Here is a 23,576-nt window from a genome sequence, read left to right as displayed (position 1 = left end):
GGAAACCTCATGCCTATCCATGACCTGATCGGTATCGGCTTCGGCCCCTCCAACATCGCCCTGGCCATCGCGCTCGAGGAGCAAGGCGATGACAAGCTCGACGCCTTCTTCATCGAGCGCCAGCCCAGCTTCGCCTGGCATCCGCACATGCTGCTGGACCACGCCCACATGCAGATCTCGTTCCTGAAGGACCTGGTCACGCCGCGCAATCCCGGCAGCCGCTTCACCTTCCTGAACTACCTGCATGAAAAGGGGCGCCTGCAGGACTTCATCAATCTGCAAACGTTCTTTCCCAGCCGCCACGAGTTCAACGACTACCTGAGCTGGACCGCTTCCCACTTCGACGACCGCTGCGCCTATGGCGAGGAGGTCGTCGAGATCCTGCCCGAGATGCGGGGCGACGAGGTCGACTTCCTGCGTGTCCGCTCGCGCGATGGCGACGGACGCCTTCACGAGCGACTGACGCGCTCACTGGTCATCGGCGTGGGAGGCGCCCCCAACGTGCCGACCTGTTTCACCGACCTGCGCGACGACACGCGGGTCTTCCACTCCAGCCATTATCTCCGGGATCTCGCACGGCAGGACTCGCCGCGCCGCATCGCCGTCATCGGCGCCGGCCAGAGCGCCGCCGAGATCTTCCTCGACCTGCACAATCGGCCGGGGACGGAGGTCGACCTCATCACCCGCACCTGGGCCTTCAAGCCCTCCGACGACAGCCCCTTCGTCAACGAGATCTTCAACCCGGAATACACCGACTACGTGTTCAACAACCCCACCGGACAGCGCCAGGCTCTGCTGGAGGAGTACAAGAGCACCAACTACTCGGCACCCGACCTGGATCTGATCCAGCAGATCTACGATGTCTTCTACCAGCAGAAAGTCACGGGCAACGCCCGTCATCTGTTCCGTCGCCGCCACGAGGTCGATCAGGCCCGGGCGTCGGACGAGGGCATCCACCTGGTCGTGCGCAACCTGGAAGACGGGCACACCGACGAGGCCGCCTACGACGCCGTGGTGCTGGCCACCGGTTACCAGCGTGACACGCACAAGTCGCTGCTCGACCCGCTCGCCGATCAACTCTCGGACTTCGCCGTGGATCGCCACTACCGGCTGTTCACGCCCCCCCATTTCAAGCCGGTGATCTTCCTCCAGGGCTGCTGCGAGCCCACCCACGGGCTAAGCGATACGCTGTTGTCGATCTTGGCCAGCCGCACCGAGGAAATCACCACCGCCCTGTGCGCGTCGCTACGCGAGACGGCACGCCCGGTCGCCACAGAGGACGACAAGCGTCCCCTGGCCTTTACCTGATTCGCTGAAGGCTGCGTCGCAGGGCCATTGGCCGTTGAATTTTGCTAGCGCAGCCTGTATTTTTAAAAATAACAAGAATTATTATCATTAGTATAAAAATTCAGTTTCACGGGATCACTCAAGGAACCATGGAGATTGTTCATGCATCACCCTGCCTTTCGCAGGCGGTGGCTGGCGTATGCCATTGCCAACGCCTGCGGCACCCTGCTGGTCACCGCTCCCGCCCTGGCACAGGATGCCGCCTCGGCCAACCGTCCCGATGACGCCGGCACCCTACCGACCGTCACGGTGACCGAGGAAATGATCCGGGATGCCGCCACCGAGAATAGCGGCTCCTACACCTCGGACCGGGCGACCATCGGGATGAGCGAGCGCTCGCTCAAGGAAACCCCCCAGTCGGTCAGCGTCGTCACCCGTGAACGCCTCGACGACCAGAACCTCACCACCCTGGCCGATGCGCTGAGAAATACCACCGGCCTCACCGTGAGGCAGTTCGGCCCGAGCCAGTACGAAATCAAGGCGCGCGGTTACGTCTCCGATTTCTTCCTGGTCGACGGCAGCCCCGTTCAGGACGTGGGCAGCTCCTGGGAAAGCAGCGGCATGTTCGACACCGCGCTGTTCGACCGCATCGAGGTGCTGCGCGGCCCCGCGGGTATCCAGCATGGCACCGGCGAGCCCAGCGGCACCATCAACATGGCACGCAAGCGCGCCCTGGCGGAAAGTCAGGCCAGTGTGGCGCTCTCGGCAGGCACCGAGGACGCCTACCGCGGTGTGGTCGACGTCACCGGCGCCCTGGACCAGGAAGGCCGGGTGCGCGGCCGCCTCGTCGGCGTCTACGATGACCGCGACTCCTTCATCGATCATGTCTACTCGGAGAACCAGGTCGGCTACGGTACGCTGGAATTCGACCTGACCCCGGCCACCACGCTGTCGATCGGCGCGACGGTGCAGGATGAGGAATATCGCCCCCATTCGGGTCTCCCCGCCTACAGCGACGGCTCACTGGTGAACGCCGACCGTTCGACCTACCTCGGCTCGCGGTGGGACCGCCAGACCGGCGACGCCCAACGCTACTTCGCCGAGCTGGAGCATCGCCTGGACAACGGCGGCTCGATCACCCTCAAGGCCAACCGCGTGGAGCGCGACACCCGCCTGAAGAAGAGCAGCGAGGGCGTGCTTGCCGCCGATCCCACCACGGGGGACTTCGCGACCCGACAGATCGCCTGGGACCTGGACAAGCAGGACGACTACCTCGAGGCTCAGTTGCAGTCGCCCTTCGGTCTCTTCGGTCGCACCCACGAGGCGGTACTCGGGACCAGCTACCAGGACAGCACCATCGACCAGCAATACGCCTTTGGTGATCCTCTCTATCTCCCCAACAACGTCTTCGAGCCCAACCACGACAGCCCCGAGCCGGATTTCCCGACATGGAACCCACTGCAGGCCAGCACCGAGCAGACGGCAACCTACGGGCAGGCGCGGTTCAACTTCACCGACGCCCTTACCCTGGCGCTGGGCGGCCGCGTGACCTGGTGGGAGACGACCAATAACGACACCGAGGATAGCGGCACCGAGTTCACCCCCTACGTGGGGCTGATCTACCGGCTCACGCCCGATCTCAACCTCTACACCAGCTACACCGGCATCTTCGAGCCGCAAACGGCCACGCGCAGCAACGGCGACACCCTGGAGCCGCGCGAGGGCGATCAGGTCGAGCTGGGGATCAAGGGGTCGCATCATGAGGGCCGGCTGAACTGGCATGCCGCGGTGTTCCACATCGAGGACAACAACCGCGCCTTCCAGGACCCCGACAACCCCGCCTTTTCGATTCCCGTTGGCGAGGTCGAGAGCCAGGGCTTCGAAGCGGAAGTCAGCGGCCAGCTCACGCCTCGTTGGGACGTCACCGCCGGCTACGCCTACACGAGCACCGACTACGTTCGCGACGACAGCAACGAGGGACTCACTTTCTCGCCGGACACGCCGAAGCATAACGTCAACCTCTGGACCCGTTACCGCTTCAGCGACGATCCGACCCATGGCTGGCGCATCGGGGCCGGTCTGAACACCCTCAGCGGTACCTATGCCGAGAGCGGTGGCCAGACCATCGAGCAAGGCGGCTACACCACGGTATCGGCCCTGGTGGGCTATCGCGTCAACGAGCACCTGGATATCGCGCTGAACGGTAACAACCTGACCGACAAGGAGTACTACACCACCGTCAGGGGACTGACCAAGCACAACTACTATGGTGCGCCGCGCAACGCCATGCTCACCATGAAGTACGCCTTCTGATCCAATTCCGCGACGGGGGCCTGCTCCCGTCGCTTCTTTAGCCCCCCACCGACACCACTGCCGGTTTTTCTCTCCCCCTTGTCAGCAGCGCCCCGGCCCGGCCTCGCCGCCCTCCGCCACGACTCCGATAGCCATCGCCAAGCGTTCCTCATCCCACTGAGCGGCAGCACCTGCGGCCCCGCTGGTCCTCGCTCTCGCCTGGACGAATCGCGTCTCTCCCCAGGCCCCATGACACCACCGCCGTCTCGGCATGGCCGTCACACAAGACGCACGAAACACACGAGACACGCGAAAAGACGCGTGGCGGAAAATGCCATTGCGTAGGACATGAAAGCCCGGCCCCGCTCGGCGTGTAGCTGAGCGGGGCCGGGCATCAAGGCGGGAAAGGCCGTCCCGGCGCCGCGCGGGGCACGGCGCCGGGAGACGGTCAGGCGAGCGCGGACTCGCCATGCGCCGGGCGCGGCACACGGGGCGACATCAGCAATGGTGCGGCCTGGTTCAGGAACAGGGGATCGCCAGCGATGGCGAAGTGGTCCGCGTCCACCTCGAAGGGCGCCTCGCCGGCCAGCGTCAACCATTGCGACAACCGCTCACGGTCGGCGAGGGGGCGCTCTGCCACCCACCAGCCATAGGGGCGACAACGCAGCGCCGGCAGCGTCGAGAGGCGCAGCGACAGCGCCTTCAGTTGCCTGGCCGCCAGGAACATCCGAGCCAGTTCCCGGCTGCCCAGCCCGGCGGACTTCTCGCCCGAAGCATGCCGGCCCGACACCAGCCCCTCCAGCGCGGCCTCGAGCGTCGCCGGCTCGGGACACCGGCCTTCATCGAGCGGTACCTCGGCCGCCAGGGCCTCCTGGGTCGCTCCGGGCAGGACCGTATCGACGAAGTCGGCGAAGTCCCGCCGCCAGTCCATCTCCACGCGCAGCGAGGGGTCGGGCACGAAGGGGTCGACCAGCCCCAGGAAGGCGACCTCCTGCCCCTCGGCCTCGAAACGGGCCGCCATCATCGATGCCAGGGTGCCGCCCAGCGACCAGCCCAGCAGGTAATAGGGCCCTCGGGGCTGGATGCCTCGAATCAGCTCGCAGTAGTCCCGCGCCATCTGCTCAAGCGACGTATCGAGGTGCCCGGGATCGGCGAGCGTCCGGCAGGGCAGACCATACACGGTGCGCTCGCCCTGCAGCCGTCGAGCGAGCGGCCGATAATCGAACACCGTGCCCATGACCGCATGCACGCAGAACAGCGGCGCCGTGTCGTGGCACTCGGCGTTGAGCGGCACCAGTCCGTGGCCGGGGGCCGCCGATGCGCCTCCCAGCAAGCCGTCGATGGTCGGCCGCTCCATCAGGTCGCGCAACGCGATGTCGGGCGCCGCCTCGCCGAGACGTCGCAACCGCGACACCACCTGCAAGCACAGCAGCGAGTCCCCGCCCAGCTCGAAGAAGTTATCGTGGATACCCACCCGGTCGATGCCCAGCACCTCCCGCCAGACCTGCGCCACCAGGCGTGCCTCGGGCGAGGCGGGAGCCACGTGACGGCGCCCCGGGGCCGTATCGGGCGCCGGCAAGACGGCACGGTCCAGCTTGCCGTTGACCATCGTCGGCAGGCCCGGCAAGGCCATCAGGTGGGCCGGCACCATGTAGGCCGGCAGACACGCCCTGAGGTGGGCATGTGCTGCGTCCAGGAGCTCGGCATCGTGATGCCCCGCCGCGGCGACGAGGTAGGCCACCAACTGACGACCGCTGCCAGTGTCGCGGGCGATCACGGCCACTTCGGCGACGCCGTCTATGTCACGCACCCTGGCCTCGATTTCCCCCAGCTCGATACGGAAGCCGCGGATCTTGACCTGATGATCGGCGCGACCGCGATACTCGATGTTGCCATCGTCCATCCAGCGCACCAGGTCGCCGGTGCGATACAGTCGGCCGCCCTCCGCGGCGAACGGATCGGCGACGAAGCGCTCGGCGGTCAGCCCCGGTTGCGCGAGATACCCACGGGCCATGCCATAGCCGCCGATGTACAGCTCGCCGGTCGCGCCGGGGGGCAGCGGCTGCAGGTCGGCATCCAGCACGTACAGGGTACGCTCGCCCACCGGGCGGCCGATCGGCGCGTAGGGACCGTCGAAGGTCTCGCTCGCCGGGGTCTTCCACAACAGCGGCGTCACCACCGTTTCGGTGGGGCCGTAGCCGTTGATCAGCGTCTCGGGGCACAGGGTGTGGCGGACCTTGTCATAGGCAGCCTTGGGCATGGCCTCGCCGCCGAAGACATAGAGCTCGACACCGGGCACCCGCTCGCTGTCACCGGCCCAGTCGGCGATTTGACTGAGGTACGCCGGCGGGAAGGCCACGTTGCGAACGTCATGCCGGTCCAGGGCCTGGAGGGCCTGCTCCGGCGTCCATAACGCCTCATCGCGCATGGCCAGGCCGGCACCGACGCACAACGCCGTCAACCAGCGCTCATGGGCGCCATCGAAGGCAAATGACATGAAGTGCAGTTCGCAGGACTCCGGCGGCATCGCGTACAACTCGGCGATGGCCCGGCAGTGCATCGACAGGGGACCATGCGCCACGCTGACCCCCTTGGGGGTACCGGTGGACCCCGACGTGTAGATCACGTAGGCCAGCGAGTGCTCGTGCACCTCGACGCGTGGATTGTCCGCCCGCCGTCCGTCGAGCCCCAGGTCGTCCCAGGCCACCGTGGGCAGCGCCAGGGGCGGCAATTGCGACAGTACGGCGCGCTGAGTGAGCAGCAGCGACATGCCGCTGTCGTCGATCATGAAGGCCAGGCGCTCGGCGGGATAGGCAGGGTCCAGGGGCACATAGGCGCCACCGGCCTTGAGCACCGCCAGCAGACTGACGATGACGTCGGGGCAGCGCTGCATGGCGACCCCCACCACGCTCTCCGGTCCGACCCCCTGCTCGATCAGGTAATCGGCCAGGCGGTTGGCCCTCGCGTTGAGTTCGGCATGGCTCAGTCTCCGATCGCCCATGCACACCGCCATGGTATCGGGACGCCACTCGGCGTGGCGCTCGATCAACCGATGCACCGGCGTGCGGACGTCATCGTCCCGATGCGGGCCGCGCCCCTGGTCGAACAGCCGACGACGCTGGCTCTCGGGCAAGGCGTCGATCTCTCGCAGGGCACGCGTTTCGTCCCCCGACAACGCTTGCACCAGGCGCAGCAGCTGTTGCGCCATGGCCTCCACCCGACCGGCGTCGAAGTGCCGCCGCTGATGGATCAGCTTGAGGCTCAGCGTCTCGCCGACCTGGACCTCGACCCCCAGGGGATAGTTGGTGACATCCGACGCCACGGCATGGTGGAACGTCAGCGCACTGTCGCCCTGCTCGGTGAGCACCTCATCCACCGGATAGTTCTCGAACACCAGCAGGCTGTCGAACAGCCCCTGGCCGCCGTGCCCGGCCCAGCGCTGAATGTCCGATAGCGGCGTGTGCTCGTGCTCCCTGACCGCGAGATTGATGGCTTGAACCTGGCGCAGGAGGTCGCCCACGGCGTGACCCGGTTCGACGTCGACGATCACCGGCAAGGTATTGATGAACAACCCGAGCATCCGCTCGGCCCCGGCCAGGTCGCCGGGTCGCCCGGCCACCGTGGCGCCGAAGCTCACCGTGCGCTGGCCGGTGTAGCGCGACAGCACCAGCGCCCAGGCCGCCTGCACCAGGGTGTTGAGGGTCACGCGCCGTTCCCGGGCGACGCGGCTCAGGGCGGCGGTCTCGGCCGCGTCCAGAGTCAGGGTTACCTCGCCGTGCCCCGCCGCCGGCGCCACTGGACGTGGCAGCGCCGCGGCCAGGCGTGTCGGCTCCTCGACCCGCGCCACCTGCTCGCGCCAGAAGGCCTCGCCACTGTCGCGGCCCTGTAGCCAGGCGATGTAGTCGCGGTAGTGAGCGGTGACCGGCGGCAGGGATCGGCCGGCGTAGTGGCGCAGCACCTCACCGAGCAACTGCGACTTGCTCCAGCCGTCGAGCAGCAGGTGATGGCAGGTCCAGATCAGGTGATGGTGTCGCTCGCCGGTGCGCACCAGGGCCAAGCGCATCAGCGGCGGCGCCCCCAGGTCAAGTGGCCGATGCTCGTCGCGGGCCAGGGCGTCGAGCGCCGCGGCCTGGTCGTCGCGCTGCCGCCAGTCGGCCTCGACCAGCGGCAGTTCGACCTCGCGGGCCACCCACTGCAGCGGCGGCGCTTCATGATCGAAGAAGCCGCTGCGCAGGATGTCGTGACGGGCCAGTACCGCGCGCCAGGCGGCCTGGAAGCGTGCGGCGTCGAGGCCGTCGATGTCGACCCGCAACTGGATGAGGTAGGCACGCCCCGCCTCGTCGTAGAGGCTGTGGAACAGCATGCCCTGCTGCATCGGCGACAGCGGGTAGAGATCCGCCAGGTTGTCGAGCGGCATCGGCAGGGCATCGAGACGCGCCTGGCCGAGCGTTGCCAGCGGGAAGTCGCTGGGCGTCACGCCGCGCGCACCATGCTGGCAGTGCTCCACCAGGGTCTCCAGTGCCTCTTGGAAGCGCGTCACGAAGGCCGCGACCCGGTCATGGCGATAGCGTGATGCGCTGAAGCGCACCTCGAGGGTCAAGCGACCATCCCGCACCTGGCCGTTGATCGCCAGTTCGTGCTGCTGCGGCGCTGCCTCGTCCACCGCTGTACCGGGGCGCTCCCGTGCCAGACTCCAGTCCGTATCGGCGTCGACACCGGCCTCGACCTGGCCCAGATAGTTGAACACCACCTGGGCGCGCGGCAGTTCGTCGAGCGCCTGACGCTGGGCGTCACTGCCCAGGTGCCGGAATATGCCGTATCCCAGGCCCTTGTGCGGGATGCCACGCAGCATCTCCTTGGTGCGCTTGAGCGTCTCGCCCGGCTCGCCGCCACCCTCGAGGGCCACCGGGAACAGGCTGGTGAACCAGCCCACCGCGCGCGACAGATCGATGCCAGCGTCGAGGTCCTCGCGGCCATGCCCTTCCAGATCGACCAGGATCCGCGGGTGTCCCGTCCAGTCGCATAGCGCCTGGCCCAGCGCGGTGAGCAAGAGGTCGTTGACCTGGGTACGGTAGGCCGCCGGGGCGCTCTTCAACAGCGCCTCGGTGCGTACCGCATCCAGGCGCACCTCGAGTCGCGTCTGGTCCGCCGCGGCGTTGGCGCCTCGGGGATCGTCACAGGGCAGCGTCGTCGGAACCCCGGACAGCGCCCGCCAGTGGACCAGTTCGTCGGCATGCTCGTCGGCATAGGTCGCGAGCGTGCGTGCCCAGTCCAGGTAGCTGCTGCTCTTGGCCGGCAGCGCGATGGCCTCGCCGGCCAGCGCCTGCCGGTAGGCCCGCTGCAGGTCCTCCAGCAGGATGCGCCAGGAGACCCCATCCACCACCAGGTGGTGGGCCACCAGCAGCAACCGCCGGCTACCATCGGCCATGTCGATGGCCAGGACGCGCAATAGCGGCCCCTCGTCCAGGTCCAGGCTGCGCTGGGCGGCGTCGCACAGCGCCTCGAGTTGCGCCTGGTCGCGGGCCTCACGCACCCACAGGAGCTCCCGCCACTGGGCCGGCGTGACCGCGGCGTAGCTCTGGCGCCAGCGGCCCTCGGCGTCCTGGCGGTAGCGCAGTCGCAGGCTGTCATGGTGATCCCCGACGGCGGCCAGGACCTCGCGCAGGGCGGCGATGTCCAGCGCCTCGCGGCACTGCAGCAACACGGCCTGGTTCCAGTGGTGGCGCACCGGCATGGACTGGGCGAAGAACTCGGCCTGGATCGGCAGCAAGGGCACGTCACCCTCGGCCTGCCGCGTGCGAACCTCGCTCTCCGCTTCCACCGGCTCGGCTACCGCGGCAAGCTCCACCACCGTCTGACGTTCGAACAGCTGGCGCGGCGTGATGCGCCAGCCATCGCACTGGAGCCGCGAGACGATCTGCAGGCTGATGATGGAGTCGCCGCCCAGTTCGAAGAAGTTGTCATGACGCCCCACGCGAGCCACGCCCAGCACCTCGCCCCAGACCGCCGCCAGGGCCATCTCCGTCGCCCCTTCGGGGGCGACGTAGTCGGCGGCACCGGCCATCTCGGGCACCGGCAGCGCGCGGCGATCCACCTTGCCGTTGGGCAACCGCGGCAGGGCCGACAGGACCATGACCTCCGCCGGCACCATGTACTCGGGCAGCCGTCCCTTCAGGACCCGGCGGATGGCCTGACCCTCCGCCTCGGCGCCAGTGACATAGCCCACGAGACGCTGACCCAACGCGGTCTCGCAGACCTGGGCCAGCGCCTCGTCCACCCCCTCGCAGGCCGCCAGGGCCGCCTCCACTTCACCGATCTCGATGCGGAAGCCGCGCAGCTTGATCTGCTGGTCGACACGCCCCAGGTATTCCAGTTGGTCATCGGCGTTGAGGCGTACGCGATCGCCGGTGCGGTACAAGCGCGCCCCGTCGTCGCGGAACGGGTTGGGCACGAAACGCTCCGCGGTGGTGGCCGGCCGGCCCAGATACCCGCGCGCCAGGCCATCGCCGAGATACAGCTCACCCACCATGCCGGGCGCTACCCGATTGAGGTCGGGGTCGAGCACGTAGGCACGGCGTTCGCCCACCCGTTCGCCGATCGGTGCGTAGGCGCTGGTGAAGTCCGCCTGTCCGGCGGCCACCCGCCATAGCGTGGGCGTCACCACGGTTTCCGTCGGGCCATAGCCGTTGATCACCCACTCGGGCTGCAGGGTCGCGACGGCGTGGCGCAGCATGTCGCGATCGAAGGCCTCGCCGGCGAAACAGTACGTCTTCACGCCGGGGGGCGCGCCCCGATGGTCCGCCCAGTCGGCCAGTTGCCGCAGATAGCTCGGCGGGAAGGCCGCCACAGTGATGCCCTCGTCGCGCAGGCAGTCATAGGTCCGCTCCGCACTCCACAGCTGCTGGTCGCGCAGCACCACCCGCGCGCCCTGACTGAGCGGCGACAGCCAGCGCTCGTGCGCTCCATCAAAGCTGATGGAGAGGAAGTGGAATTCGCGGTCGTCGGGCGTCAGCTCATAGCGAGCGGCGATGGTCTGACAGTGCATCGACAAGGCCCCATGGGCCACCGCTACGGCCTTGGGTCGCCCGGTGGAACCGGAGGTATAGATCAGATAGGCGAGCTGCGCCGGGTGGACCGCCACCGCCGGAGGCTCGGCGGATTCGCGCGACACATCCAGGCGGTCCAGGTCTATCCTCTCGATCGACTCGACGCATGGCACCCGCGCCTGGGCCGCGCCATGGCTGAGCAGCAGGCGAATGCCGGCGTCCTCCTGCATGAAGTGCAGACGCTCGGACGGGTAGTCCGGGTCCAGGGGCACATAGGCACCACCCGCCTTGAGCACGGCATACAGGGCCACCAGCATGTCGGCGCCACGCTCGAGCGCCACGCCGACCCGCACGTCGGCCTCCACGCCCCAACGACGCAACCAGTGCGCCAAGCGGTTGGCACGGGCCTCGAACTCGGCGAAGCTCAGGCGCTCGCCGCTCGCCACCACGGCGACGGCGTCCGGGCGCGTCGTCGCCTGTCGGGCAATCAGCCGATGAATCGGCTCGGCATCGTCGAAGCACCGGGCATGGTCGCTCCAGGGAGCCAAGCGCCGATGCTCCTCCGCGTCGAGCAGGTCGACGTCGGCGAGGGGGCGCTCGGCCGAGGCGATCAGCTGCATGAGCGCCCCCTGGCAGTGTCGCGCGAGCCACTCGACGCCGTCCCGATCGAGCTCCGCCCGGACGAAGTGGAAGCCCAGGCGTAGCGTCTTCCCTTGATGGACCGCCACGGTCATCGAGTAATTGGTCGCCTCATGGTTGTCGACGCTGCCGAAGGTCACGCCGCCGGGACTCGCCTCGGCCAGGGCCGAATCCACCGGGTAATTCTCGAACACCAGCAGGCTGTCGAACAGGCCCTGTCCGCCGTGGTCGGCCCAGCGCTGGATCTCGAACAGCGGCGTATGCTCGTATTCACGGGCTTCGAGATTATGCCGCTGCAGGGCACGCAACCAATCGCCGACACCCAGATGTGGCTGCGGTGAGGTGACCACCGGCAAGGTGTTGATGAACAGGCCCAGCATCCGCTCGGCCCCGGCCAGCTCCCCGGGTCGCCCGGCCACCGTGGCGCCGAAGCTCACCGTGCGCTGGCCGGTGTAGCGTGACAGCACCAGCGCCCAGGCTCCTTGCACCAGGGTGTTGACCGTCACCCGCTGGCGGCGGGCGAAGCTCGCGAGCCGCTCGGACTCCGCCGCGTCCAGGGCCAAGGTCACCTCGCCGTGCCCCGCCGCCGGCGCCGCCGGACGTGGCAGCGCCGCGGCCAGGCGTGTCGGCTCCTCGACCCGCGCCACCTGCTCGCGCCAGAAGGCCTCGCCACTGTCGCGGTCCTGCAGCCAGGCGATGTAGTCGCGATAGTGAGCGGTGACCGGCGGCAGGGATTGGCCGTCGTAGTGGCGCAGCACCTCGCCGAGCAGCTGCGACTTGCTCCAGCCATCGAGCAGCAGGTGATGGCAGGTCCAGATCAGGTGATGGCGTCGCTCGCCAGTGCACACCAGGGCCAGGCGCATCAGCGGCGGCGCCCCCAGGTCGAGTGGCCGGTGCTCGTCGCGAGCCAGGTCGTCGAGCGCTGCAGCCTGGTCGTCGCGTGCCCGCCAGTCGACCTCGACCAGCGGCAGTTCGACCTCCCGGGCGACCCACTGCAACGGGGCGTCACCCTGGTTGAGAAAACCGGTGCGCAGGATATCGTGGCGAGCCAGCGCCGCCCGCCAGGCGGCCACGAAACGCGTGCTATCGAGACCATCGATATCGACCCGCAACTGGTTGAGGTAGGCGTGCCCCGCATCGTCATAGAGGCTGTGGAACAACATGCCCTGCTGCATCGGCGACAGCGGGTAAAGATCCGCCAGATTGTCTCGCGGCACCGGCAGGCCGTCGCGACGCGCCTGCTCCAGTGTGGACGAGAATGACAGCGACGCGATCTCCCCGTCCGGCGCCCGTGAGGAGGCCGACAATGGCTCGGCGGCGATCGCGAGTCGGGCCAGGGTCTGGTGCTCGAAGAGTTGTTGCGGGCTGATCTTGAGCTCGGCGCGTCGCGCGCGCGCGACGATCTGCAGACCGAGGATGGAGTCGCCCCCTAGTTCGAAGAAGTTGTCGTGGCGCCCCACCCGCGCCACGTCCAGCACCTCGCTCCAGATCTCGGCCAGCGCCTCTTCGGTGGCACCCTCGGGGGCGACGTACTCGGCCTCGCCGGCCAGCTCCGGCGCCGGCAGCGCCTTGCGGTCGATCTTGCCGTTGGGGCTCAGCGGCAGCGCCGCCAGCGTCACCACCACCCCGGGCACCATGTAGTCCGGCAACGACCGGCCCAGCCGCTCACTCAGCTCGGCGCCATCGAGTCCGACGCCGTCGTGCGGCACCACATAGGCCACCAGACGGTCGCCGCCCGGCCCCGGCTGGGCCACCGTGACCGCCTCGCGAACGCTCGGATCAGCCAGCAGCTGGGCGTCGATCTCGCCCAGCTCGATGCGCAGGCCACGGATCTTCACCTGATGGTCGAGCCGGCCCAGGTACTCCAGCTGGCCGTCGGCGCGCCAGCGCACCCGATCGCCGGTGCGATACAGCCGACCGCCCGCGGCATCGAACGGGTCGGCGACGAAGCGCTCGGCGGTCAGCCCGCGGCGCTGCAGGTAACCCCGCGCCAGGCCGACACCGCCCAGGTAGAGCTCGCCGGCCACCCCCACCGGTACCGGATTGAGGTCGGCGTCCAGCACCCAGGTCTGGGTGTCGGCGATCGGCCGGCCAATCGCCACCGGCGAGCGACCGTCGTCACGACAGGTCCAGTGGGTGACGTCGATGGCCGCCTCGGTCGGCCCGTAGAGGTTGTACAGCGCGACATCGGGCAGCCGGGCGAACACCTGCCCCTGGAGTTCCGCCGGCAACGCCTCGCCGCTGCACACCAGCCGCGTGAGGCTGGTGCACGCTTCGATGCCGTCGTGGGCCAGGAAGGCCTGCAGCATCGAGGGCACGAAGTGCAGCGTGGTGATGGCGTGGGTGCGGATCGTCTCGACCAGTCGCGCCGGGTCGCGGTGGGCGCCGGGGGCGGCCATCACCAGCCGCGCGCCCTGCATCAGCGGCCAGAAGAACTCCCACACCGAGACGTCGAAGCTGAACGGGGTCTTCTGCAGCACGGCATCGTGCCGTGCCAGCCCGTAGGCGTCCTGCATCCAGGCCAGGCGATTGGCCAGCGCGGCATGGCGGTTGGCCGCGCCCTTGGGCTTGCCGGTGGACCCGGAGGTATAGATCACGTAGGCCAGGTGCTCGCCGTGCAGCGCCACCTCGGGGTCGTTGTCGGGCCGTTGCGGCAGCGCCAGGCGGTCGAGCTCGATCACCGTCTGGGCGTCGTCGAGGGGCAGCGTCTCGCGCAGCGCGTGCTGCGTCAGCAGCAGGGCCAGGCCGGCATCCTCGATCATGTGCCGCAGGCGCTCGCGCGGATACGCCGGGTCCAGTGGCACGAAGGCGCCGCCGGCCTTGAGGATGCCCAGCAGGCCCACGACCATCTCGACCGAGCGCTCGACGGCGAGGCCGACGCGGATCTCGGGCGTGACGCCCAGCGCGATCAGGTGATGGGCGAGGCGGTTGGCGCGGGCGTTGAGCTCGGCGTAGCTCAGCGTACGCTCGCCGCAGACCAGGGCGGTGGCCTCGGGGCAGCGCGCTACCCGGCGCTCGATGGTCCGGTGCACCGGCTCGGCGCCGGCATGGCGCTGGGGATTGCGGCTGAAGCGGTCGAGCTGGCAGCGCTCGTCGCTCCCCATCAACGCCACCTCGCTCAATGCCTGATCGGGGGCCGTGGCCAGCGCCTGCAGCAGCGCCTGGTAATGCCCCGCCAGGCGCTCGATGGTCGCCGCATCGAAGAGTTCGGCGGCATAGACGAACGAGACCTGAACGGTACCGTCGGCCTCTTCGACGGTGTGCAGGCTAAGCTCGAACTGCGCTCGCCGCTCGCCCAGCGCATAACGTTCGACGCTCAGGCCCGACAGGCGCTCCAGCGAGCGCGCATCCTGGCGCTGATGGTTGAACATGACCTGGAACAGCGGGCTGTGACTCAGGCTGCGTTCGGGCTGCAAGGCCTCCACCAGGCGTTCGAAGGGCAGGTCCTGATGCTCCTGAGCGCCCAGCGACGCCTGCCGGGCCTGGTCCAGTACCTCGCCCAGGGCAAGCCGGCCCTGGAGCGGGTTGCGCAGTACCTGGGTATTGACGAACAGGCCGACGACGCCGCCGACCTCGACCCGGTGACGGTTGGCGATCGGCACGCCGACACGGATGTCCGACAGCCCGCTGTAGCGATGCAACAGGGCCTGGAAACCGGCCAGCAGCGCCATGAACAGGGTGGCGCCTCGATCCTGCGCCCGACGGCGCAGATCGGCGGCCAGCGCCGCGGGCAATTCGATGCGATGACGGGCCGCGCGGTACTCACCGCTGGCCTGGCGAGGTCGGTCCGTCGGTAATTGCAGTACCGGCTGTTCCCCGCCCAGCTCGGCCTGCCAGTATTGCAACTGGCGTTCCTGCTCCCCGGCGTCGAGCCAGTGACGCTGCCACAGGGTGTAATCCGCGTACTGGATCGCCAGGGCCGGAAGCTGAGGCGCCCCGGCCTCGATACGCGCACGGTACAGGGTCGCGAACTCGTCCATGATGATCTGCACCGAGGCACCATCGGCAACGATGTGGTGCATGACCACCACCAGCAAGTGATCGTCGTCGTCGCGCTGGATGAGCCCCACCCGCAGCAGGGGGCCATCGGCGAGATCGAAGGGTATCTCGACGATCTCGCCGATCGCCTCGTCGGTTCCTGCCTGGCGCTCGCCGGCCGGGGCCCGACGCACGTCGACATGACGAAGGTCGACCTCGCCCTCGGCCAGGATGACCTGCTCGGCGAGCCCCTCACCGTCGTCCCGGAATACCGTGCGCAGCGACTCATGGCGAGCCACCAGCGCCGCGAAACTGTCTCCCACGGCGCCATGGTCGAGCTCGCCGCGCAGCGACAGCGCCCCGCTGATGTGGTAGGCCGTGCTGGCCGGATCGAGTTGCCACAGGAACCACTGACGCGCCTGCGCCGGGGAGAGCGCATGAACGTCCTCGTCCGAGGCCGGGCGAGGGAGAATCGGGAACTGCCCCATGCGCATGCCTTGGGCGCGAATCTTGTCATACACCGCCCGGCGCTGCTCGGCGGGCAACTGGGCGAAGCGCTCGGCGATGCGAGTAGTATCCAACTTGGTCATCACACGGTGTCCAGACTGTCGATGAAGGAATCAATCTCCACCAGAGACTGATCGATGGGGGTCGCCGGCCGTGTCGCGTCGATGCGGGCCGCCAGCGCCATCAAGGTCGGGTGCTGGAAGACGTCCTGTACCGAAAGGTCGGCGTGCCAGTCCCTCTGGACGTGCCCCGCCAACTGCACGGCGAGCAGCGAGTGCCCCCCCAGTTCGAAGAAGTTGTCGTGGCGCCCCACGCGCGCCACGTCCAGCACCTCGCGCCAGATCGCGGCCAGCGCCTCCTCGGTGACGCCCTCGGGGGCGACGTATTCGGCCTCGCCGGCCAGCTCCGGCGCCGGCAGCGCCTGGCGGTCGATCTTGCCGTTGGGGCTCAGCGGCAGCGCCGCCAGCGTCACCACCACCCCGGGCACCATGTAGTCCGGCAACGACCGGCCCAGCCGCTCGCGCAGCTCGGCGCCATCGAGGCCGGCGCCGTCATGCGGCACCACGTAGGCCACCAGGCGGTCGCCGCCCGGCCCCGGCTGGGCCACCGTGACCGCCTCGCGAACGCTCGGATCGGCCAGCAGCTGGGCGTCGATCTCGCCCAGCTCGATGCGCAGGCCGCGGATCTTCACCTGATGGTCGAGCCGGCCCAGGTACTCCAGCTGGCCGTCGGCACGCCAACGCACCAGATCGCCGGTGCGATACAGCCGACCGCCCGCGGCGTCGAACGGGTCGGCGACGAAGCGCTCGGCGGTCAGCCCGCGGCGCTGCAGGTAGCCCCGCGCCAGGCCGACACCGCCCAGGTAGAGCTCGCCGGCCACCCCCACCGGTACCGGATTGAGGTCGGCGTCCAGCACCCAGGTCTGGGTGTCGGCGATCGGCCGGCCAATCGCCACCGGCGAGCGACCGTCGTCACGGCAGGTCCAGTGGGTGACGTCGATGGCCGCCTCGGTCGGCCCGTAGAGGTTGTACAGCGCGACATCGGGTAGCCGGGCGAACACCTGCCCCTGGAGTTCCGTCGGCAACGCCTCGCCGCTGCACACCAGCCGCGTGAGGCTGGTGCACGCTTCGATGCCGTCGTGGGCCAGGAAGGCCTGCAGCATCGAGGGCACGAAGTGCAGCGTGGTGATGGCGTGGGTACGGATCGTCTCGACCAGTCGCGCCGGGTCGCGGTGGGCGCCGGGGGCGGCCATCACCAGCCGCGCGCCCTGCATCAGCGGCCAGAAGAACTCCCACACCGAGACGTCGAAGCTGAACGGGGTCTTCTGCAGCACGGCATCGTGCCGTGCCAACCCGTAGGCGTCCTGCATCCAGGCCAGGCGGTTGGCCAGCGCGGCATGACGGTTGGCCGCGCCCTTGGGCTGGCCGGTGGACCCGGAGGTATAGATCACGTAGGCCAGGTGTTCGCCGTGCAGCGCCACCTCGGGGTCGTCGTCGGGCCGTTGCGGCAACACCAGGCGGTCGAGCTCGATCACCGTCTGGGCGTCGTCGAGGGGCAGCGTCTCGCGCAGCGCGTGCTGCGTCAGCAGCAGGGCAAGGCCGGCGTCCTCGATCATGTGCCGCAGGCGCTCGCGCGGATACGCCGGGTCCAGCGGCACGAAGGCGCCGCCGGCCTTGAGGATGCCCAGCAGGCCCACGACCATCTCGACCGAGCGCTCGACGGCGAGGCCGACGCGGGTCTCGGGCGTGACGCCCAGCGCGATCAGGTGATGGGCGAGGCGGTTGGCGCGGGCGTTGAGCTCGGCGTAGCTCAGCGTCCGCTCGCCGCAGACCAGGGCGGTGGCCTCGGGGCAGCGCGCCACCCGGCGCTCGATGGTCCGGTGCACCGGCTCGGCGCCGGCATGGCGCTGGAGATTGCGGCTGAAGCGGTCGAGACGCTGACGCTCCGTCGCGCTCGCGGCGACGATGGCCCCGAGCGTCCGTCCATCGGCGACGGGCAACCGGTGCAGCAGGTGCTCGAGTTGCTCGACCAGCATCGTCGCCGTGGCGGCGTCTAGCCGGTCCCGGGCATAGCCGCAGTTCAGGTGCAAGGTCGCCCCCTGGTGTACGACCAGGGTCAGGGCGTAATGGGTCGTCTCGCGATTGGCCACCTCGCCGAAGGTCAAGCCGTGCGCGGCGTTCCGCTCGAGCGCCTCGTCCATGGGATAGTTCTCGAACACCAGGATGCTGTCGAACAAGCCCTGGCCGCCCTGCCCGGCCCAGCGCTGGATGTCGAACAGCGGCGTATGTTCGTGCTCGCGCGAATCCAGGTTGTGGGCGAACAATTCGCGCAGCCAGCCCGTCAGTTCCTGCTCGGGACGCGGCGAGGCGATGACCGGCACGGTGTTGATGAAGGGGCCGATCAGGCGATCCGCCCCCGCCAGGTCGGCGGGCCGCCCCGCCACCGTCGCCCCGAAGGTCACCGTGTCCTGGCCGGTGAAGCGCGACAGCAGCAGCGTCCAGGCCGCCTGCACCAGGGTGTTGACCGTCACCCGCGCCTCACGGGCGAAGGCCACGAGCCGCGAGGTGGCGTCCGCCTCCAGGGTCACGTCGATATTCCCGTGGCCGCTGCCCGGCTCGGCGGGTCGGGGCAACGCGGCGCTCAGCCGGGTAGGCTCGGCCAACCGTTCGAGCTGGCCGCGCCAGTAGCGCTCGCTGGACAGGGTATCCCGCTCGCGCAGCCAGGCGATGTAGTCCCGATAGCGCCCGGTGCGGGCCGGCAGGGCCTGTCCGTCGTAATGCCGCAGCACCTCGCCCATGAGCTGCGCCGTGCTCCAACCGTCCAGCAGCAGATGGTGACGCGTCCAGATGACGTGATGACGGCACTCGCCGGTGCGCACCAGCGCCAGGCGCATCAATGGCGGCCGGGCGAGATCCAGCGGCTGGCGCTGCTCGCGTGCCAGGGCATCGAGCGCGTCGTTCCTGGCCGGACGTTCGCGCCAGTCGGCCTCGAACAGCGGCAACTCGACCTCACGAGCGACCCACTGCAGCGGCACCTCGTCGATCGCCAGGAAGCCCGTGCGCAGGATGTCGTGTCGCTCCAGCACCGTCCGCCAGGCGGCCGCGAAGCGCGCGGCATCCAACCCTTCGATGTCCATGCGAAGCTGGTTCAGGTAGGCGCCGCTCTCGGGGTCGTAGAGGCTGTGGAACCACATGCCCTGCTGCATCGGCGACAACGGGTACAGGTCCGCCAAGTCGTCGAGTGGTAGCGGCAGGTGATCGAGGCGTTCCTGGCTCAGCGACGCCAGCGGGAAGTCGGTGGGCGTCACGCCCTGAACGCCGCCGCGACAGTGGTCGATCAGCGCGATCAGCTGTTCGCGGAAGCGTTCGAGCAGGCGGCGCACGTCCGCTTCCCGATGCACCTCGCGGCTGAAGGACCAATGCAGATGCAGACGCCCTTCCCTGACGATCGCCCCGATCCCGAACCAGGTGCGCCGCCGCCCTTGAGGGGCCCGCAGCCGACCGGCGTCCTCCCCGGCGAGCCGCCAGTCGGAACCGGCGTCCAGGGTCTGGTCGAACTGGCCCATGTAATTGAACGTGACCTGCGGATAGGCTCCCCGCGACAGGACCTCGTGACCGTCGCCTAGATAGCGCAGCACACCATAGCCCAGCCCCTTGTTGGGCACCTCCCGCAATTGCTCCTTGACGCCCTTGAGACTGTCGCCGAGCGTCGCGCCGCCCGGCGCCAGGCGCACGGGGTAGAGCGAAGTGAACCAGCCGACGCTGCGACTGAGGTCGACGCCCTCGAACAGGTCCTCTCGGCCATGGCCTTCCAGCTCGACCAGCACGCTGTCGCGTTCGCCCCAATCGCACAGGGTGCGGGTCAGCGCCGTGAGCAGAATGTCCTCGACCCGGGTGCGATAGGCCCGATGGACGGGGCCCAGCAATTGGGCCGTACACTCGGCGTCCAGTGCACAATCTAGGGTGTCGGCGTCGCCCACGGTATTGCCGCCCCGCGCATCGGCGGCCGGCAGGCTGGGCTCGTGGCGGCCGACCATGGCTTCCCAGTAGGGCCGTTCGGCTTCCAGCGCCGCGGAGCCGGCATGCGCCTCCAGGGTACGCACCCACTGGTCGAGCGGCGTCGTCGTCGCAGGAAGCTCGATGGCCCGGCCGGCACGCAACTGGCGATAGGCCAGCTGCAGATCGTCGAGGATCACTCGCCAGGACACGCCATCCACCACCAGGTGATGGGCGGCGAGCAGCAGCCGGGCGCGGCGCTGTCGGCCCAGATCCATCCACAGGGCACGGAACGGTCGTTGCAGGCTCAGGCTGCGCTGACCGTGATCGGCAGCCCGGGTGATGGCCGCCGACGGATCCACGGACTCGCTCAGGTCGATGCGCTCGAACGGCGGCTCCCCGGCGTTGCCGGCACCGTCGACGGTCTGCCGCCAGTGCTTGCCGTCGCGGGCGAAGCGCAACCGCAGCGCCCCATGATGGTCGACCACGGCCGCCACGGCGCGCCGTACCAGCGACGCCTCGGCGGTATCGGGCGCTTCCAGCATCACCGACTGGTTCCAGTGCTGTGGATCGGGAAAGTCCTGCTCGAAGAACCAGCGCTGAATGGGCAGCAGCCCGAAGGGGCCCTGTTCGGACACGTCGCCCGATGGCGTCGCGGCCAGCGGCTCGGCGACACGCGCCAGGGCATCCAGTGTCTGACACTCCATCAGTTGCTTGGGCGTCACCCTCAGCCCCCGCCGACGGGCACCGGCGACGACCTGGAAGCTCAGGATCGAGTCCCCGCCCAGTTCGAAGAAGTTGTCGTGGCGTCCCACTCGGCCACAGCCGAGCACCTCCGCCCAGAGATCCCCCAGCATGCGCTCGACCTCGCCCTGCGGCGTCGCCTCGCCCTGCCGTTCGGGGGCGGCCGGCTCGGGCAGCGCCCGACGGTCGAGCTTGCCGGTGGCACTCAGCGGCAAGGCGTCCAGACGCGTGATGGAGGCGGGCACCATGTAGTCCGGCAGGCCCGCGGCGAGGTGCGCGCCGAGGCCGTCGATGTCGCCCTCGCGCCCCGGCTCGGCGACCACATAGGCATGCAGCCGCGTGCGCCCCTCCTCGTCGCGGGCGATCACTTCGGCCTCGCTGACGGCGGGTCGCTCGCACAGCGCGGCGGCGATCTCGGCGAGTTCCACCCGGTACCCCCGGATCTTGACCTGATCGTCCACGCGGCCGAGGAACTCCAGGCTGTCGTCGGCCAACCGGCGCACCCTGTCGCCGCTGCGATAGAGACGCTCACCGGCGACGAAGGGGCTGGCCACGAAGCGCTCCGCCGTCTGGCCGGGGCGCTGCCGATACCCTCGCGCCAGGGCGGGGCCGCCCAGGTAGAGCTCCCCCGCCATGCCCGGCGGCACGGGATTGAGCCAGGGATCCAGGACCCAGGCCTGGCTGCCGGCCAGGGGCGTCCCGATCGGCAGCGTGGCGGCGCGACGATCCGCCCGGCGCGCCTCCTGGGTCAACACCCCGACCGTGGTCTCGGTCGGTCCGTAGTGATTGAGGACCCGGCACTCGGGCGCCAGGGTCTCGATCCGCTCGAGCAGCGCCCAATCGGTGGCCTCCCCGCCCAGGACCAGGCGGTGCCGAGGCAGCACGTCCGCCGGCTGGCCGGCATTCAACAAGGCACGCAGGTGGCTGGGTACGATCTTGAGCACGTCGATCCGGTGCTTGCGCATGTAGGCCGCGAACGCCTCCGGATCGAAGGTGCAGTCGGAGGCCGGCAGGTGCAGGGTGCGTCCACTGCATAGCGCCCCGAACAACACGGTGTGCCCCAGATCCGCCGCCACCGTCGAGACCATGGCCATGCTGCGGGCCGCCTCCGGCAGCGCCAGCGCCGCCATCGCTCCGTCCAGATAATGGGTCAGGGCCGCGTGACTGACCGCCACACCCTTGGGTCGGCCGGTGGAGCCCGAGGTGTAGATGAGATAGGCGGTCTGCTGGGGATGCGGCAGGGGCCAGGCGGGCGCCGGGGATGGCGACGCCATCAACGCCACGTCCAATGCGATGACCGGCAGTTCGCCGTGCCAGGCCGGTGGCGCGTGGCTGAGCAGCAGCCGGGCGCCGCTATCGATCAGTTGGTAGGCCAGCCGTTCATCCGGCAGTTGCGGGTCGAGCGGCACGAAGGCGCCGCCGGCCTTGAGCACCGCCAGACTGCCCAGGACGAACTCGACGGAACGCTCGGCGTGCACGCCGACGCGAACGTCGGGGCCCACCCCGTGCTCGCGCAGGCGCTGCGCCAGCCCCTCGCTGAGCGACTCGAGGGTGGCGTAATCGAGACGGCGCCGACCGTCGACCAGGGCGGTCCGTGCGGGGTGTCGTTCGGCCCCTCGGGCGATCAGCCGAGGCACCGGCGCGTCGAACGCCCGCTCCACCGGCGCTGGACTCGCGACGCGCGGCGTCGGGAGGCCCCATACCTCGAGTTCGCCCAGCCGCCGCGTGGGGGCGTCGGCGAATGCCGCGAGAATGCGCAGGTAGCCATCGAGCAGGCGCCGAGCGGTGTCCGGCAGGTAGAGATCCACATCGTACTCCAGCCGCAAGCCGATGCCCTCGGGCGTGATCCGACACCCCAGCGACAGCTCGAACTTGGCGACGTCGTCCTTGAACCGCTGCTCATCGGTTACCGTCACGCCGCCCCAGTCGGCGGTGTCGGGCGCGCCCCCCATCTGTACGTTGAGGCGGACCTGGAACAGCGGGTGGCGGGCGGGGTCGCGCCGTTCCGGGCGCGATTGCAGCAGCAACTCGAAGGGCGTGTCGGCATGGTCCATCGCCGCCATGGCGTCGGCCCGCACCGCACGGCAGACGTCCAGCGGCGTCATGTCCGGCGCCAACTCGGCGCGGTACACCTGGGAGGAGACGAAGAAGCCCATCATCTCCATGACTTCCTCGCTGTGCCGGCCGGCGTGGGGTGCGCCCACCGCGAACGACGACTGTCCGGCGTAGCGGAACAGCAGTACCTGCCAGGCGGCCATCATCACCATGAAGGGCGTGCACTTCTCCTCACGGCACAGCGCCTGCAGGGCGGGCATGACCTCGGCGGGAAGCGCGCCATAGACGCTGCCTCCCGCAAACCCCGGCACCATCGGCCGGGGTCGATCCGTGGGCAGCTCGAGCGCTGGCACCTCGGGCCCGAGATAGCCATTCCAGTAGTCGAGATTGTCGTCGAACCCGCCCCGCGCCTGGGTATCGCGCTGCTGGCGCGCCACGTCGAGATAGGACATGGCCAGGGGCGGCAGGCGTACCTCTGCCGTCCCCAGCGATGCCTGTCGGTAGGCCTCGGCCAGGTCTGCGGTGAAGATCGGATGAGACCAGGCATCGGAAACGATGTGGTGAAGACACAGCACCAGCACGTGCTCGCGTGGCGCCAGCCTGATCAGCCTGGCCACCAGGGCGGGAGGGGCGCCGAGGTCGAAGACATGCCCCGCGACCTCATCGATCGAGGCATCGAGCCGCGCCTCACGCGCGGTCGATGACAGCGCCGACAGGTCCTCCCGATCGAGCACGAAGGGAACTTCCGGCAGCACGACCTGGACCGGGCCGTCCGCGCGCTCGACGAAGCGCGTGCGCAGCACGGCGTGACGCGCGATCACCGCCTGGAGGCCACGTTCCAGCGCCTGGGGACTCAGTTCCCCCTGCAAGCGCCAGACGCGAGGCAGGTTGTATGCCGTCATGTCCGGCTCGAGACTCTGCAGCAGCCACAGCTGATGCTGGGAAAACGAGAGCGGCCCCTCCGAGGCCGCCGTCGTCATGGCGGCCGGCTCCCGGCCGTCCTGTCGCTGCGGGTTCGCGTCTTTCATCGATG

Annotated in this window: 4 protein-coding genes; 2 read left to right on the top strand and 2 right to left on the bottom strand. The window is 69.2% G+C overall.

The window, feature by feature from the left end:
- Positions 1-9 precede the first annotated feature (9 nt).
- Together ACGTN6_RS01850 and ACGTN6_RS01845 are read left to right on the top strand one after the other, a co-directional pair.
- A complete protein-coding gene (locus ACGTN6_RS01850; protein ID WP_394589523.1) occupies positions 10-1,308 on the top strand; it encodes a lysine N(6)-hydroxylase/L-ornithine N(5)-oxygenase family protein in 1,299 nt (432 codons plus the stop codon).
- 141 nt (positions 1,309-1,449) lie between these two features.
- Positions 1,450-3,600, top strand: a complete 2,151-nt coding sequence (locus ACGTN6_RS01845; RefSeq protein WP_394589522.1) for a TonB-dependent siderophore receptor — start codon at positions 1,450-1,452, stop codon at positions 3,598-3,600.
- A gap of 427 nt (positions 3,601-4,027) precedes the next feature.
- On the opposite strand, the gene ACGTN6_RS01840 is transcribed toward ACGTN6_RS01845, so the two are convergent.
- Together ACGTN6_RS01840 and ACGTN6_RS01835 are read right to left on the bottom strand one after the other, a co-directional pair.
- The gene (locus ACGTN6_RS01840; RefSeq protein ID WP_394589521.1) at positions 4,028-15,832 is read right to left on the bottom strand and encodes an amino acid adenylation domain-containing protein; all 11,805 of its coding nucleotides are present in this window, start codon (positions 15,830-15,832) and stop codon (positions 4,028-4,030) included.
- A complete protein-coding gene (locus ACGTN6_RS01835; protein WP_394589520.1) occupies positions 15,832-23,571 on the bottom strand; it encodes an amino acid adenylation domain-containing protein in 7,740 nt (2,579 codons plus the stop codon). Before ACGTN6_RS01835 ends, ACGTN6_RS01840 begins: the two co-directional genes overlap by 1 nt.
- Positions 23,572-23,576: the final 5 nt, after the last annotated feature.

Source organism: Halomonas sp. B23F22_20 (assembly GCF_043496985.1).
In the GTDB taxonomy this organism is placed as follows: domain Bacteria; phylum Pseudomonadota; class Gammaproteobacteria; order Pseudomonadales; family Halomonadaceae; genus Halomonas.
This window is presented reverse-complemented; position numbering and strand designations above follow the sequence as displayed.

Excerpts from the sequence above, each read along its gene's own strand:
- ACGTN6_RS01845 (WP_394589522.1), top strand. The coding sequence starts at position 1,450 with ATGCATCACCCTGCCTTTCGCAGGCGGTGGCTGGCGTATGCCATTGCC.
- ACGTN6_RS01835 (WP_394589520.1), bottom strand. The coding sequence starts at position 23,571 with ATGAAAGACGCGAACCCGCAGCGACAGGACGGCCGGGAGCCGGCCGCC.
- ACGTN6_RS01840 (WP_394589521.1), bottom strand. The coding sequence starts at position 15,832 with ATGACCAAGTTGGATACTACTCGCATCGCCGAGCGCTTCGCCCAGTTG.
- ACGTN6_RS01850 (WP_394589523.1), top strand. The coding sequence starts at position 10 with ATGCCTATCCATGACCTGATCGGTATCGGCTTCGGCCCCTCCAACATC.